Here is a 14,771-nt window from a genome sequence, read left to right on the forward strand (position 1 = left end):
CACCGAATCCCGCGAGCCCGGGACCCAGGAGGCCGGGACCCAAGAGGCCGGGACCCAGGAGGCCGGCAGTTACCAGGAGCCGACCGACGCCGCAGCCGCCGACCTGACGGGCGAGGAGTCGGAGTCGGTGGCTGCCGACGGATCGACCGACGCGGTCGATGCCGACGCAGCCGAGGACAGCGACGCGGCCGATGCTGAGGATGTCGACGATTCGGATGAGGACGATTCCGAGGATGATTCCGAATCCGACAATCCGCTCGAGATCGAGGGCGAGGTCGCGGCCGATTACCTCGAGGAACTGCTGGACATCGCCGATCTCGACGGCGACATCGACACCTACGTCGAGAACGATCGCGCGCATGTCTCCGTGCTGACCGAGTCCGATGTGCTGGTCGGCAAGGACGGCGAGGTGCTGGAGGCGCTGCAGGAGCTGGCCCGTCTTGCCGTCATCACAGAGACCGGCAACCGCAGCCGGCTGATGCTGGACATCGCCGGCTACCGGGAACGCCGGCGCAAGGCGCTGACCGAGCTGGCGACCGACGCCGTCCAGGAGGCCAAGGAGACCGGCGAGTCGGTTCGCCTCGCGCCGATGAACCCGTTCGAACGCAAGATCGTCCACGACGTCGTCGCGGCCGCCGGGCTGACCAGTGAGTCCGAGGGCGAGGAGCCCGAGCGCCGGGTTGTCATCCTGCCGAACGCGTGAGCATCGACCTGGCCCGAGAGGTCTTTCCAGACTTTGAGCGGATAAGCCAGTATGTCGACATATTGGCGGATCGAGGAATCTCCTGGGGCCTGATCGGCCCCCGGGAGGCCGACCGCCTCTGGGACCGACATGTCCTCAACTCGGTTGCGATGTCCGACCTGGTCGCCGACGGCGTGTCGGTGATCGATGTCGGCAGCGGAGCGGGCCTGCCCGGGGTCCCGCTGGCGATCCGCCGCCCCGACCTCGACGTGACACTGTTGGAGCCGTTGCTTCGGCGCGCCAACTTCCTCACCGAAGTGATCGGCGAACTTGATCTTGGTGACCGCGTCCGGGTGGTGCGTGCCCGCGCCGAAGATCACGACGGCCGGTACGACGTGGTCACCGCCCGGGCTGTTGCGCCGCTCCCCCGCCTGCTCACCTGGTGCCTGCCACTGATGGGGTCGACGGGCGAGCTGCTGGCACTGAAGGGAAGTTCAGCCGCGAGCGAGATCGACCAGGCACGTCAAGTTCTTGACAATCGGCGGTTGCACGCCGATGTGATCAGCGTCCGAGCTCACCCGCGGGCGGAGTCGACCCAGGTGGTCCGGGTCCGGCCCGTGCGCTGATCGAGCGGACTCCCCGCGCGATGATCATGATCATCCGCGCAGGTCTGCAGACTTGTTGATCATGATGATCCGGGTGTACCCGCAGGATGGCGTGTTCTGATCGTGATCCGCGCCGGCACCGGAGATCCGTTGCCTGGTTGACTATTCGGCATTCTGCGAGGTGCCCAACGGATCGAGCTGTGACGCGGTGACGTCATCGGCCACGGTTGATTCCGACAGTTCCCGCCAGCGCTCGTCCTCGACCAGCTGGGCTCGTCCGGCGGCCGTCGCATATCTGTAGGCCTCAGCACCGATCAGCAATCGCAACGGCGGTTCGTTCAGCTCGGTCAGCTCCACCACGACGCGGGCGACCTTGTCCGGGTCGTTGGCGCCGAACCGTGGATCGTTGTGCATCGCTGCCGAGGCGCCGACGGTTTCCTGATACTCCGGACGCACGGGATCGACCCGCATCGACGAACCGGCCCAATCAGTACGCATCCCGCCCGGCTCGAGCACGGTGACCTTGATCCCCAACGGTCCGACCTCCCGGGCCAGCACCGATGAGAAGCCGCCGACCGCCCACTTGGCGGTCTGGTAGGCGCCCAGGCCTGGGGTGGCCATCCGTCCTCCGACCGACGAGATCTGGATGATATGCCCGCTGCGCTGTCGGCGCATTGTCGGGAGCGCCGCTTGGGTGAGGCGTACGACTCCAAGGAGATTGGCGTCGAGCTGTGCCTGGAAGTCAGCGAAGTCGGCGTCCTCGATCGCCGCAACGTGTGCGTAGCCGGCGTTGTTGACCAGGACGTCCAGCCGCCCGAACCTCGCAACGGTCGTCGCGACCGCCCTGCGCGCGGCGTCGCCGTCGGTGACGTCGAGCTGGGTCACGGCGAGGCGGTCGGGATGGCGGTGCTGCAGGTCGTCGAGGGCGTCGGGTCGGCGTACTCCGGCAACGACTGAGTGGCCAGCTTGGAGGGCGGTGTGCACGATCGCGCGGCCGAGGCCGCGGGACGCGCCGGACACCAGGAGGACCAGGGGCATGAGCGTTCCTTACTAACTAGTTGGTTAGTTACAGTGAACTCGCTTCGGCCCAAGAAGTCAACTGTCTGGTTAGTTGATATGTTCGGGCGGTGGACAGGAACGCGGACGCGACCAGACGCAGGCTGCTTGACGCCGCCACCTTCGAGTTCGCCGCACGCGGGATCGCCGGCGCCCGGGTTGACCGGATTGCCGCCGCCGCGAAGTCCAACAAGGCGCAGATCTATCACTACTTCGGCAGCAAGGATGCGCTGTTCGACGCGGCGTTTTCCGATATGGCGACCGGAACGGTGAACGAGGTCCCGATGGATGCGTCGAACCTTCCCGAGTACGCCGGCCGACTGTTCGACTCCTACGAACGGCGCCCGTGGGTCCAACGCCTGGTCACCTGGTATCTACTTGAACGCGGCGATGCGGCCGCCGAACCGATGGCCGGCATCGTGCAGAGCAATCGCGACAAGGTGGCGGCGATCAGCGACGCCCAGCACCGGGGTCTGGTGACCGATGCGTTCTCCGCGCCAGAACTCCTTGGTCTCGTCCTTCATCTGTCCCTGATGTGGGCCATGAGCCTGCCCGAATACCTGGTGGTCCTGGGACCGGTCGACGTCGAGCAGAAGCGCCAACTCGTGGTGGACGGCGTCACTCGTCTCGTTCGCTGAATACCGCGGCCTGCCTCCGCAACGACATCGGGGGTCTCTTGTAGCGTTGGGCCGACGCCGCCGACGGGGCGGCCTCGAAGCGAGGATTGATGTCGAATTCTTCCGGAACCGAAAGGTCCGGCGAGACCGGCCTTGGCTGGCCCCGCCGACCTCGAATCGGTCGCTTGCTCGGCTGGCCATTCGCCCGCACATCGAACAAGGAGCTTCGACCACCGGAGTCGCCGTCGGAAGTTTCACGTGAAACGGATGGCGGGACCGAGGCTCAGGCTGGCTCGGGCGAGCACCGGGGCAGCCCGGAATCCTTCGCTGGCTGGACTGATGAAGCCGACGTGGCCACCGATACCGACACCAGCGCGGTAGGGGGCGCCGCCCACGAACCTGAGCCGAACGCGGACGCACCGGAGTCGAGTCCACCGGCGTCGGCCGGCAATACGCAGCCCGAGGTGGAATCGGACGGGATTGCACGTCCGGTCCGGCCGCTGCCGGAGCCGTCCGAGGGTTCGGCTGATGAGGCCCCGGGTGACGACCTCGAGGGGACCATCCAGCCTTCTGAGGCGACGTCCGGCCCCCCCGGGTGGACACCATCAGCCGACGCCGACCCCCGGATCGCACCTCGCGACTGCGACGATCGTGGCAGAGTTGCAAGCCGACCCTCCGGGCGACACCTCGGGCCAGCAGGTGATCACGGAGATCCGACCGCGCAGGGCGCTCTACGAAACAGTCTCCCCGGCTTCGCCTGCGCCGGTGGACGCTGACGAGGGCTCAACCGGACCCGTTTCACGTGGAACACGCCGATCCGTCGAGGCAATGCCCGCACCCGCGGAAACCCGGGTCGTCGTGGTCGCCAACCAGAAGGGCGGCGTCGGCAAGACGACCACCGCGGTCAACCTGGCTGCCGGGCTGGCCATGGGCGGCCTCAACGTCCTGGTGGTGGATCTCGACCCCCAGGGCAATGCCTCGACGGCGCTCGGAATCGAGCACCAACAAGGAACCAAGGGAACCTATGAGGTGCTCATCGACGGCAACGACATCGCAGATCTGGTCGTCGAATCGCCGGAAGCACCACATCTGAAGGTACTGCCCGCAACCGTCGACCTGGCCGGAGCGGAGATCGAACTCGTATCGGTGGTGGCACGGGAGAACAAGTTGAAGAGGGCGCTCCGTGCCTATCTCGCCGAGCACCCTACCGATTACGTTCTGCTCGACTGTCCCCCGTCCCTCGGCCTGCTCACGCTCAATGCGCTGGTCGCCGCCGGCGAGGTGCTGATTCCGATCCAGTGCGAGTACTACGCACTCGAGGGCGTGTCCCAGCTGATCACAACGATCGAGTTGGTGACCGGCGAGTTGAACGACGCCCTGCGGGTCAGCACCGTTCTGCTCACGATGTACGACGGGCGGACGCGTCTGTCGTCCCAGGTCGCCGACGAAGTGCGTTCCTACTTCACTGAGCAGACTCTGCCCTCGGTCATCCCCCGGTCGGTACGGATCTCAGAGGCGCCCAGCTATGGGCAGACGGTCCTGACGTATCACCCGGATTCGGCGGGTGCCGTGTCCTATCTCGAAGCTGCACGTGAAATCGCCCGTCGGGGCGCGAAGGAGAATGCATGAGCAACACAGCACCCCGCGGTCTCGGGCGGGGACTCGGCCAACTCCTCCAACGGTCCGAGCCGGCGCCGACCAATGAGTCCGACGTGCCGACGATGCAAACGGCGACCTCGCCGGAGTTGCCGACCGTCGCAGCGCGGAGCGAGCCGCGGGTCCCGGTCCCCGAAGGTTCCTACTTCGCCGAGGTGCCGGTGGACAGCATCCGGCCGAACCCGAAGCAACCGAGACAGGTCTTCGACGAGGACGAGCTGAACGAGTTGGCGGAGTCGATCACCGAGGTGGGCCTGCTCCAGCCGGTCGTGGTCCGCCCGTTGGAACGAACCGACGATAAGCAGAGCTATGAGCTGGTGATGGGGGAACGGCGGTGGCGGGCCACCCAGGCCGCCCGCCTCGAGGTCATTCCTGCGATCGTCCGGCGGACCGAGGACGCCGACCTGCTCCGCGACGCCCTCCTGGAGAACCTGCACCGCAGTCAGCTCAATCCGTTGGAGGAGGCGGCCGCCTATCAGCAGATGCTGCAGGATTTCGACTGCTCGCAGGAGGAGCTGTCCCGGCGGATCAAACGGTCGCGTCCCCAGATCTCCAACACGATTCGCCTGCTCAAGCTGCCTCCGTCCGTCCAGCGTCGGGTTGCTGCCGGCGTGCTGAGCGCCGGCCACGCCAGGGCGTTGCTGATGATCGAGGACCATCCCGCGCAGGAGCGGATGGCCCAGCGGGTCGTCGCCGAAGGCCTTTCGGTGCGTGCCACCGAGGAGCTGGCTGCCTTGGGCGACCCCGCAGAAGACCGCAGACCCCGGCTCCGGGAGAAGAAGGAGCCATCCCCGCGGGCTGCTGAGTTGGCCGAGCGACTCTCCGATCGCCTGGAAACGCGGGTCAAGGTGGACCAGGGACGGTCGCGGGGCCGGATCACGATCGAATTCGCAACCGACGAGGACCTGGATCGTATAGCCCAGTTGTTAACTAGCTAAAGAACCATAGCTATTTGTCGACAAATAGCCTGGGAGGTACGGCATCGTCAGGAGTCGGAGCGCGCCGCGGCGGAGTTGCGCTCCCGTTCCTCGGCCGCTGCGATGCGGACCCGGGCGTCCTTCGTGGCGAAGTGCTCCGCGACGAACGTGACGAAGGGAATGGTGCCGGCGAGCGCGATGATGATGATCCGCCACCACGGCCAGCGCACCCGGCGCCCGAGGTCGACGGCGGTGATGATCAACAGCATGTAGAGCCAGCCATGAGCGACGCCGGCCACCTCTTCAAGCCGGTCGTCACCGGCCCACACCTGGAGCGGGATCCCGACACAGACCAGGACGATCAACAGGCAGCCGACGATATAGGCCATCACCCGGTAACGAGTCAGTGCGCCGCGCATGATTACTACCCTATGTCGTAGTTTCGTCCGGCGGTGAATTCCCGCCAGCCGACGGATTCGCAGGGCTTATCGCGGCCTCAGCGGGCAGGGGATCGCGGGCGTCGTCGGCGTCGGCCGCCGCGCCGGGATCTGAACCCATCAATCCGCCGGTGCGGCGCAGGTCCCCGGCCATCCGGAACGCCATCCAGATCGCGAAACCGGCGAACACCCACCACTGCAGCGCGTAGAAGCCGTTCTGCAACCGGCCGTGCGAACTCGGCAGCTCGACGGTCACCGGGTCGAGACCCTCGGCGCGGGCCTGGTCGGCGTTCAAGGTCGCGAAGCCGTTGACCAGCGAGCCGGTCCAGCGTTGCGCCAGCGACGGCAACACCACCGTGGTCGGCTCCGCGCCCGCCTGCCGTCCCGCGGCGTCCGAGCCCTCCGACGGCATGAAGACCCCCGATCCGGTCACCTGCCCGGCGGGCGGATCCGGAGCCTTGTGCCCGGTCACGGCTCCGCGTACCACCGGCAGGATCCCGCCGTTCGGCAACCGCAACCCGGTCAGTACCCGATAGCGACCGCCCGATCCCATGGACACCAGGACCTGCAACCGCGGGTCGTACGTACCGGTGAACCGAACCTGCCGCCCGTAGGCATCGCCCACCTCTTGGCCCGGGCGAGCCACCGATTCCAGCGCGACGGGTGGGGCCGAGGCCCGGTCCCGCGCCTGCTGTTCGCCCTGGGCGTTGTAGACCCGGAGCTGCCACACGCCGAGGCCCACCATGACCGCGGCGAGTACCAGTCCGAGCAGGATGACGCCCACCTGCTTGGCGATCACCGAACCACGGGAAACCACCGGCGGGTCGGGGATCGGATCGACGGTCATCGGGTCGGCATGTGCGGCGACCGGATCCCGCGCTTCCACGCGTTCTGGACAAGGGCGGCGCAGGTCTCGCCCAAGTCACCGCCGGATGCCTCGACCGCCAACGGAAGGGCCGAGGTCTCGGTCATCCCCGGGGCGACATTGGTCTCCAGGAAGACCGGGACGCCGGACCGGTCGATGATCAGATCGGTCCGCGACAGGTCGGCCAGGCCGAGCACCTGGTGGACCCGTAGAGCGGCCCGGGAGGCCCGGTCGGCCACCTCGTCCTCGAGTTCGGCCGGACAGATGAACCTGGTCGCCCCGGGTGTGTACCGGGCCGCGTAGTCATAAACCCCCGACTCGGGTCGGATCTCGACGGCCGGCAGCACCTGCGGGCCGTCACCGCGGTCGACGACGCCGACCGTCACCTCCGTGCCCTCGATGAAGGTCTCGACCACTGCCACCTGGCCGTAGGCGTACGCAGCCACCATCGCCGCCGGAAGTTGATCTGCCGAATCCACCCTGCTGCAGCCGAGCGCCGAGCCGCCGCGGGAGGGTTTGACCATCATCGGAAAGCCGACCTGTTCGCCGAGTGCGGCCACCAGGCTGGAGGCGCCGAGTTCCCGGAAGATCTCGTGGGGCAGCGCAACCTGGACCGGCGTCGCCACTCCGGCTGCTGCCACCACCCGATTGGCGATCGACTTGTCGAAGGCGATCCGGGATGCGGCCGCGATCGAGCCGACGAAGGGGACATCCAGCAGTGCCAGCACCTCGCGCAGCGACCCGTCCTCACCGGCTTCGCCGTGCAGCAAGGGAAAGGCCACCACGTCCCCGGCCGTAGCGAGCCTTTTCACAAGGTCCGAGTCGACGTCACTCTCGATCACGTCAAGGTGTTGACTTCGCAACGCGGTCGCCATCCGGCGCCCGGAATGCAAGGAGACCTCGCGCTCGTGGGACAGGCCGCCGGCCAGCACCAGCACGCTCGGACTATTCACCAAACCACCCCAGAACCATGATCAGAACACCGCAAGGACCAAGATCGAGAAGAGCCATGATCACCGTTGGTCAGGACCCGGCGCCTCGTACCCGTGCAGCCCGCGGGGCCGCCCGGGATTGGAGAAGATCGCATTGATCGACAGCTCATTGGTCATCACCTCGGCCAGCCGCCGGGTGCCCTCGATGATCTCGTCAGGAGTCGGCAGACAGTAGGACAACCGCATGTGCCGAGTGCCGAGACCGTCGGCGTAGAACGCCGTCCCAGGAACATAGGCGACACGCGCGGTCACCGCCCGGGGCAGCATGGCCTCGGCGTCCAGCGGGGCAGGAATCGTCAACCAGACAAAGAATCCGCCGCCGGGTCGCGTCCATGTCGTGCCGGGCGGCATGTGCGCCTCGAGCCCGGCGAGCATGGCGTCGCGGCGTTCCCGATAGAGCTCCCGGGACTTCTTGATCTGGCCGCGCCAGTCGAAGCTCTGCAGGTAGGCCGAGATCGTGTACTGGGAGAAGATCGGCGGGCACAGCGTGGCGCTCTCCTGAGCCAGCACCAGCTTCTCCTTGACCGCATGGGGGGCGAGGATCCAACCGATGCGGAAACCGGGGGCGAAGGTCTTGGAGAAGGATCCGAGATAGACGACGTGCTGATCATCGAGCGATCGGATCGCCGGAGTCGGCTCGGTGTCGAAGCCGAGCAGCCCGTACGGATTGTCCTCGACGATCAGGATCTGTTCGGTCTTGGCGATCTGCAGGATCTCCCGGCGACGCTGCATCGGCTGGCTGATCCCGGCGGGGTTGTGGAAGTTCGGGATGGTGTAGATGAATTTGATCTTCTTGCCGGCGGCCCGGCAGGCTGCGATGGCCTCCCGGAGTGCTGCCGGGTCGAGGCCGTGCTCGTCCATCGCGACGTGGGCGACCTGGGTCTGGTAGGTGCGGAAGACGCCGAGCGCGCCGACGTAACTCGGCGCCTCGCACAGGATCACGTCACCGGGGTCGCAGAACACCTGGGTGAGCAGCGCAAGCCCCTGCTGGGAGCCGACGGAGACGACGACGTCGTCGGGATGGGCAGAGATTCCCTCCTCGGCCATCACCTCGCAGATCTGGGCGCGGATCAACGGTTCACCCTGACCGGCGCCGTACTGCATGGCCCGGGTGCCGTGTTCGCCGATCAGCCGTGCGATGGCACCGCCGAGCGATTCCAGGGGCAGATCTGCGATGTTGGGCATTCCGCCGGCAAGCGACACGACTTCCGGACGGTTGGCCACCGCGAACAACGCCCGCACCGCGGATGCGGTCATGCCGTGGGTGCGCTCGGCATAGGTCCCGATATAGGGGTCGAGACGAGTGTCCCGGCGCGCCGTCGGCCGGGAGTCGGGTCCACCGGAGCCGTGGTGCTCCTCTGGGTGGTCAACTGTCACACCCCAACGATAGGTGGCCGGGCCGCGATCGGTGGCAACGTCCGCGACCCGAACGGGATACGCCTAGCATGGACGCTATGAGTCGGTCGGAATCCTTACCGACGGGACGCCGGGTGTTGCGCTGGGTGCTGTGGCTCCTGGCCGGTGTCCTTTTCGGAGTGGCCGCCGGGTTCGTTGCGGGCCTTGGCGCCAGCGACCCGGACCTCCAACGGTCCGAGGACGATGGCCTCGGCTCGAGACCGTCCGACGTGGCAGGAGTTGAACGGTGAGCACCTATCGTTTACGACCGCTGACCCGGGCCGGCCTGGCGGACATCGACGACCCGTGCGGGCACTGCAATTTCGGGAACCTCGGCTCCGAGCCACCCGGTTGGGTGGACGAGGTCGCCGATCTGTGGGGGATCTGCGGAGTCTCGGCACAGGTCAACGGCGACATCGCCGGCTATCTGACCTTCGCCCCGGCCGAACTCGTGCCGTTCGTGCCGCTGCCGAGCCCGGGCGGAAGCTCGGCCGAGGCGTTCAACCCGGACGCTGCCGTTTTCATGGCGTTGTCGGTCTGCCGGGAGTACCGCGGTCGTGGCCTGGCCAAGAACCTGGTACGCAGCGCGGCGGCCCAGCTGGCCAAACGGCAGGTGGGAATGATCGAGGTGATCGGCACCTTCGCCCGACCCGGCGTGCCGCACGCCGACGGCAGTCGTGATTCGTCGATGGTGTTGCTCCCGGTCTCCTTCTGGCTCTCCCAGGGTTTCCGGGTCGTCCGGCCGCATCCGGTGACACCGACCATGCGCCTGGACATCGAGGGGGACCGTACGCTGGCGGCCCGATTTCGCCGCCGCCTGGCAACGCTTCGCCGACCTGGTGTCGCAGCCGGGTCCGGCGCAACCGGCCAGCTATGAGTCGATCCTCTCCGACGGAACCCGGACACCGGCGTCGATGCGGTCCTGAGCCGAACCCGAACCCTGGCCGTCGGGCCCTGGCCCGGGGGTGGCAATGTTCGGAGCATGCCAGAGAACCAGAAGCCGGACAGCCTGCGCACCGTCTCCCTGCAGCGCAGCGAGAAGGGCAGCTACGTGGCGACAAACGTCCGTGGCGGGACGATCCCCATCGGCAGCGGCGCCGACGGTGACTTCACCCCTGTGGAGCTGCTGCTGGCCGCTCTCGCGGCCTGTAGCGCCATCGACATCGATTTCATCACCGCGAAGCGGTCGGAACCCCTGACCTTCGCCGCGACGGCGTCGGGGGACAAGATCAACGACGAGCTGGGAAACCGGCTGATCAACCTGATGCTCGACTTCGACGTCAGCTTTCCCGACGACGCCGGCGGCCGGCAGGCCACCGACGTGCTGGAGCGGTCGATCCGGCAGTCCCACGATCGGCTGTGCACCGTCGGTCGCACGGTCGAGACCGGCACGCCGGTCACCGCGGCGTTGCGGGGTCGACCCGTGACCGGGTGACCCGGTCGGCCTGAGCGTCCGGTCCTGAGCGCTCTGGCCCGAGCGCTCGGCCCGAAGCAGCGTGGGCCCGGGTGGGAAATGGGCGGCAAACGCTTGCCACCGCCTGCCGGCCGACCTTAACGTGCTGGCTGGGTGGACCCCGACAGCGATGGTGATCACCCGAACCCAGAACCGGACGAGCGGCCGACGTACGACCACGCGGCCCAGACAGCGGGAGTGAACGACTCGTGACAACAGAAGCCGCCAACGGATCCAGCAACGGCGCCACGGCACCGATCCGGAGCTTGATCATCGGCTGCGGTGTGATCGGCATTCATCATGCGACGGTGCTGACCCGACACCCCGACTTCGCGGTGACGGCGCTGGTGGACGTGGTGCCGGGCAAGGCGGAACAGGTCGCCGAGAACGTTGCCGGCGAGGGGGCGGAGCGGCCGGTCGTCTATGAATCGATCGCCGCGGCGCTCGAGTCGGGGAGTGTCGACCTGGCGGTCGTCTGCACCCCGAGCGGCTTTCACATCGACCATGCCCTGGAGGCGCTGGCGGCCGGCAAACACGTCGTCGTGGAGAAGCCCCTGGACGTCTCGGTCGCCAAGGGCCGCCAGTTCGCGGAGTCGGCTGCCAAGGCCAATGCGGCCGGCCAGGTGGTCTCGGTGATCAGCCAGCACCGCTTCGACCCGGGCAGCGCCCTGGTCCGCAGCTCGGTCGAGGAGCAGAAGTTCGGCCGGATCACCTCCGCGGTGGCCACCATGGCCTGGTATCGCAGTCAGGGCTACTACGACTCCGGCGACTGGCGGGGGACCTGGGCGCTCGACGGCGGCGGCGCTGTGATGAACCAGGGTGTGCACACCGTCGACCTGTTGCGCTGGTTCTGCGGCCGCCCGACCGAGATCTTCGCCCACACCGGTCAACTGGCCCACGAACGGATCGAGATCGAGGACACCGCGGTCGCGACCGTACGCTTCGAATCCGGCGCGCTGGCCGTGATCCACATGACCACCGCGGCCTACCCCGGCCTGACCGCCCGCGTCCAGGTGCACGGCTCGCTCGGATCGGCGATCATCGACAACGACAAACTGCGGTACTACCACGCCGGTGACGGCGAGGTGTCGGACAACCTGCGCGAGGCCAAGACCATCGGCAACCAGGCCGACCAGGTGCTGGCCGAGGCCGCCGGAGCCGACGAGTTCGCCGGTGCACGCAACCAGGCCGACGGCTTCGTTGCCGGACACTCCCGGCAGTACGACGACATCGCGGCTGCGATCACGAACCGAACCCAGCCGTTGGTCACCGTCGAGGAAGCCCTGCTGTCGCTGGCGCTGGTCCGCTCGCTGTACATCTCCTCGACGCTGGGCCAGCCGGTGGTCTTCGACGACGTGCTGAACGGCAAGTACGACGACCTCACCGTCGCCGTCGAGCCGGACCCGGCCGCGGTCTCTGCATGAGCGCGGTGGCTGCATGAAGAAGGAGGTCACTGCATGAGCGAGGTGACCGACGCCGTCCGGCCGAGGACCATCCACCTCGGCCTCGGCGCGTTCTTCCGGGCCCACCAGGCGTTCTACACCCATCACGCCGATCAGCTGACCGGGGAGCCCACCGGGATCCACGCGTTCACCGGGCGCAGACCGGATGCCGCGCAAGCCCTTGCTGCACAGGGATTCGGCTACACATTGATCGAGCGCGGCGCGGCCGGGGACCGGCTGGAGTTGATCACCAGCATCAGGAACGCCTCGGCCGGCGCCGACCTCGACGCGTGGCGCTCGGCCTGGCGGGAGCCCGAACTGCAACTGATCACCCTGACGATCACCGAGGCCGGCTACCGGGTCACTCAGGACGATCTCGGCGCCCTGCAGGCCGAAAGGCCCGGGTCGGCGATGGCCCGGCTGCTGGACGGTCTGCAGACCCGCCGCCGGGCAGGGCTGCCGCCGATCGCCGTGGTCAGCTGCGACAACCTGGCCGGCAACGGCGGCGTACTGTCCGGCCGCGTCGCCGACCTTGCTGCCCGCTGGGATCCCGAACTGGCCGACTGGATCGCCGCCGGTGTCAGCTTCCCCAGCACCATGGTCGACCGGATCACGCCCGCGACCACCGATGCCGACCGGGACCAGGCGACCGCCTGGATCGCGTCCCGGCCCGGCGGCCAGACCGTCGACCGGATGCCGGTGGTCTGCGAGCCCTTCACCGAGTGGGTGATCGCTGGCGACTTCCCGGCCGGGCGGCCCGCTTGGGATCGGGTCGGTGTGGCCTTCGTCGAGGACGTCGAACCGTATGAGCGCCGCAAGCTATGGCTGCTCAACGCCGGACATTCCATGCTGGCCTACGTCGGTCTCGCGCTCGGCCGCACCACCATCGATCAGGCGATGACCGACCCGCGGTGCACCGACCTGCTGGAGGCGTTGTGGGCCGCCGCGGCCCAGGTGCTTCCCTTCGAGCAGGCGGAGATCGACAAGGCCACCGCCGCGCTGCGGGATCGGTTCACCAACCCGCGCATCCGGCACAACCTCGCCCAGATCGCCAGTGACGGATCACAGAAACTGCCGAACCGCACCTTGGGCATCTACCGCGCCAGACGCAGCGCCGGCCTGCCGCTCGACCCAGGCACCCCGGCGACGCTGGCCGGCTGGTTGATCCACCTCGGCACCGATCTGGTCAACGATCAGGGAGTCGCGGAGTTGCGTGCCAAGTTCGATCGGGCGGGCGCATCGGATCCGTCGGCTCAGGTGCCGATCATGCTCGATCACTTCGGCCGTGACCTGGCCGATGATCATGAACTGGCGGCCGCCGTTCATGATCAACTCAAGCAGCTGGCAGATAGGTGACCCCGATGTTGATCAAGTCCGCCGAGGTGATCGTCACCAGCCCGGACCGGAACTTCGTCACCCTGAAACTCACCACCGACTCCGGGCTCACCGGCCTCGGGGACGGCACCTTGAACGGCCGGGAACTCAGCGTGGTCTCCTATCTCAAGGACCACATCGTCCCGCTGCTGATCGGTCGGGATCCGCAGAACATCGAGGACACCTGGCAGTTCCTCTACCGCAGCGCCTACTGGCGCCGCGGTCCGGTGACGATGGCCGCGATCGCTGCGGTCGACGTGGCTCTGTGGGACATCAAGGCCAAACAGGCCGGTCTGCCGCTCTACCAGCTGCTCGGCGGCGCCAGCCGGAACGGCGTGCTGGCCTACGGACACGCCTCGGGCAAGGACCTGCCCGAGCTGTTCGACAGCATCCGGGAACACCAGGCGGAGGGCTTCCGGGCCATCCGGGTGCAGTCGGGAGTGCCGGGATTGAAGGCGATCTACGGCGTTCCGGCCACCACCGTCACCGACGCCGAGGACGTCCGCGAGCATCACTACGAACCGGCCCAACGGGCGCTCCGGCCGCCGGAGGAGGACTGGGACACCCGCGCCTACCTGCGGCACGTGCCGACCGTGTTCGAGGCGGTTCGCAGCGAGTTCGGTCCCGACGTGCCGCTGTTGCACGACGGTCATCACCGGATGACGCCGATCCAGGCTGCCAAGCTCGGCAAGTCGCTGGAGCCGTACGACCTGTTCTGGCTCGAGGACTGCACCCCGGCCGAGAACCAGGAGGCGCTGCGACTGGTCCGGCAGCACACCACGACGCCGTTGGCCATCGGCGAGATCTTCAACACCGTCTGGGACTACCAGCTGTTGATCAAGGAACAACTGATCGACTACGTCCGCAGCGCGATCACCCACACCGGCGGGATCACCCATCTGAAGAAGATCCTGGAGTACGCGGGTCAATACCAGATCAAATCAGGCATCCACGGCCCGACCGACATCTCACCGGTCGGTTTCGCCGCCGGCCTGCACCTGGATCTGGCGATCCACAACTTCGGCATCCAGGAGTACATGCCGCACGGCCGCCGGACCAACGCCACCTTCGAGCAGTCGATGACCTTCTCCGACGGCTATCTGCACCCGGGGAACGAGCCAGGGCTCGGCGTCGAACTGAATCTCGACGAGGCGGGGAAGTATCCGTATCAGCAGGCCTACCTGCCGTTCAACCGGTTGACCGACGGGACCGTGCACGACTGGTGATCGGTGCCGGATCGAACCCAAGGCGAACCGTTGCCGGTCCCACCGCTGATCGGG

General features: G+C 67.5%; 15 protein-coding genes. 10 read left to right on the plus strand and 5 right to left on the minus strand.

Annotated elements, in window-relative coordinates; genetic code table 11:
• The first annotated feature begins 127 nt into the window (after positions 1-127).
• A complete protein-coding gene (locus GJV80_RS18800) occupies positions 128-703 on the plus strand; it encodes a R3H domain-containing nucleic acid-binding protein (RefSeq protein ID WP_154690374.1) in 576 nt (191 codons plus the stop codon).
• The gene (gene rsmG, locus GJV80_RS18805) at positions 700-1,308 is read left to right on the plus strand and encodes a 16S rRNA (guanine(527)-N(7))-methyltransferase RsmG (RefSeq protein WP_154689206.1); all 609 of its coding nucleotides are present in this window, start codon (positions 700-702) and stop codon (positions 1,306-1,308) included. Before GJV80_RS18800 ends, rsmG begins: the two co-directional genes overlap by 4 nt.
• A 141-nt stretch (positions 1,309-1,449) precedes the next feature.
• On the opposite strand, the gene GJV80_RS18810 is transcribed toward rsmG, so the two are convergent.
• Positions 1,450-2,325 (minus strand): SDR family NAD(P)-dependent oxidoreductase, encoded by an 876-nt coding sequence (locus tag GJV80_RS18810; protein WP_154689207.1) that lies wholly within the window; start codon positions 2,323-2,325, stop codon positions 1,450-1,452.
• An 89-nt stretch (positions 2,326-2,414) separates the two neighbouring features.
• On the opposite strand from GJV80_RS18810, the gene GJV80_RS18815 reads away from it, so the two are divergent.
• From GJV80_RS18815 to GJV80_RS18825, 3 genes are all read left to right on the plus strand, one after another.
• Positions 2,415-2,981, plus strand: a complete 567-nt coding sequence (locus GJV80_RS18815) for a TetR family transcriptional regulator (RefSeq protein WP_154689208.1) — start codon at positions 2,415-2,417, stop codon at positions 2,979-2,981.
• An 807-nt stretch (positions 2,982-3,788) separates the two neighbouring features.
• Positions 3,789-4,589: a ParA family protein gene (locus GJV80_RS18820; RefSeq protein ID WP_154689209.1), complete on the plus strand. Its 801-nt coding sequence runs from the start codon at positions 3,789-3,791 to the stop codon at positions 4,587-4,589.
• Positions 4,586-5,554: a ParB/RepB/Spo0J family partition protein gene (locus GJV80_RS18825; protein ID WP_154689210.1), complete on the plus strand. Its 969-nt coding sequence runs from the start codon at positions 4,586-4,588 to the stop codon at positions 5,552-5,554. Before GJV80_RS18820 ends, GJV80_RS18825 begins: the two co-directional genes overlap by 4 nt.
• A 47-nt stretch (positions 5,555-5,601) precedes the next feature.
• Here GJV80_RS18825 and GJV80_RS18830 read toward each other — a convergent pair whose 3' ends face one another.
• Genes GJV80_RS18830 through GJV80_RS18845 form a run of 4 tightly spaced genes read right to left on the minus strand, consistent with a single transcriptional unit; the run spans position 5,602 to position 9,204 of the window.
• Positions 5,602-5,952: a DUF3817 domain-containing protein gene (locus tag GJV80_RS18830; protein ID WP_154689211.1), complete on the minus strand. Its 351-nt coding sequence runs from the start codon at positions 5,950-5,952 to the stop codon at positions 5,602-5,604.
• 10 nt (positions 5,953-5,962) lie between these two features.
• Positions 5,963-6,817 (minus strand): SURF1 family protein, encoded by an 855-nt coding sequence (locus tag GJV80_RS18835; RefSeq protein WP_154689212.1) that lies wholly within the window; start codon positions 6,815-6,817, stop codon positions 5,963-5,965.
• Entirely contained in the window at positions 6,814-7,788 is a 975-nt protein-coding gene (locus GJV80_RS18840) for a D-alanine--D-alanine ligase (protein WP_230207846.1), read from the minus strand. Before GJV80_RS18840 ends, GJV80_RS18835 begins: the two co-directional genes overlap by 4 nt.
• Positions 7,789-7,848: 60 nt before the next feature.
• Positions 7,849-9,204: a PLP-dependent aminotransferase family protein gene (locus GJV80_RS18845; protein ID WP_370518779.1), complete on the minus strand. Its 1,356-nt coding sequence runs from the start codon at positions 9,202-9,204 to the stop codon at positions 7,849-7,851.
• Between the two features lie 265 nt (positions 9,205-9,469).
• Between GJV80_RS18845 and GJV80_RS18850 the strand changes: the two genes are divergently transcribed.
• From GJV80_RS18850 to manD, 5 genes are all read left to right on the plus strand, one after another.
• On the plus strand, positions 9,470-10,099 hold the full coding sequence (locus tag GJV80_RS18850) for a GNAT family N-acetyltransferase (RefSeq protein ID WP_154689214.1): 630 nt from the start codon (positions 9,470-9,472) through the stop codon (positions 10,097-10,099).
• 105 nt (positions 10,100-10,204) lie between these two features.
• Positions 10,205-10,657: an OsmC family protein gene (locus GJV80_RS18855; protein WP_154689215.1), complete on the plus strand. Its 453-nt coding sequence runs from the start codon at positions 10,205-10,207 to the stop codon at positions 10,655-10,657.
• A gap of 227 nt (positions 10,658-10,884) precedes the next feature.
• Positions 10,885-12,099: a Gfo/Idh/MocA family protein gene (locus tag GJV80_RS18860; protein ID WP_154689216.1), complete on the plus strand. Its 1,215-nt coding sequence runs from the start codon at positions 10,885-10,887 to the stop codon at positions 12,097-12,099.
• 33 nt (positions 12,100-12,132) lie between these two features.
• Entirely contained in the window at positions 12,133-13,473 is a 1,341-nt protein-coding gene (locus tag GJV80_RS18865) for a mannitol dehydrogenase family protein (protein WP_154689217.1), read from the plus strand.
• A gap of 5 nt (positions 13,474-13,478) precedes the next feature.
• Entirely contained in the window at positions 13,479-14,717 is a 1,239-nt protein-coding gene (manD, locus tag GJV80_RS18870; protein WP_154689218.1) for a D-mannonate dehydratase ManD, read from the plus strand.
• Positions 14,718-14,771: the final 54 nt, after the last annotated feature.

This window comes from Microlunatus sp. Gsoil 973 (genome assembly GCF_009707365.1).
GTDB lineage: Bacteria > Actinomycetota > Actinomycetes > Propionibacteriales > Propionibacteriaceae > Microlunatus.

Bases quoted from the DNA above. Each gene is read 5' to 3' on its own strand.
- GJV80_RS18810 (WP_154689207.1), bottom strand. From the start codon at position 2,325: ATGCCCCTGGTCCTCCTGGTGTCCGGCGCGTCCCGCGGCCTCGGCCGC.
- GJV80_RS18820 (WP_154689209.1), top strand. From the start codon at position 3,789: ATGCCCGCACCCGCGGAAACCCGGGTCGTCGTGGTCGCCAACCAGAAG.
- GJV80_RS18825 (WP_154689210.1), top strand. From the start codon at position 4,586: ATGAGCAACACAGCACCCCGCGGTCTCGGGCGGGGACTCGGCCAACTC.
- GJV80_RS18830 (WP_154689211.1), bottom strand. From the start codon at position 5,952: ATGCGCGGCGCACTGACTCGTTACCGGGTGATGGCCTATATCGTCGGC.
- GJV80_RS18835 (WP_154689212.1), bottom strand. From the start codon at position 6,817: ATGACCGTCGATCCGATCCCCGACCCGCCGGTGGTTTCCCGTGGTTCG.
- GJV80_RS18855 (WP_154689215.1), top strand. From the start codon at position 10,205: ATGCCAGAGAACCAGAAGCCGGACAGCCTGCGCACCGTCTCCCTGCAG.
- GJV80_RS18865 (WP_154689217.1), top strand. From the start codon at position 12,133: ATGAGCGAGGTGACCGACGCCGTCCGGCCGAGGACCATCCACCTCGGC.
- manD (WP_154689218.1), top strand. From the start codon at position 13,479: ATGTTGATCAAGTCCGCCGAGGTGATCGTCACCAGCCCGGACCGGAAC.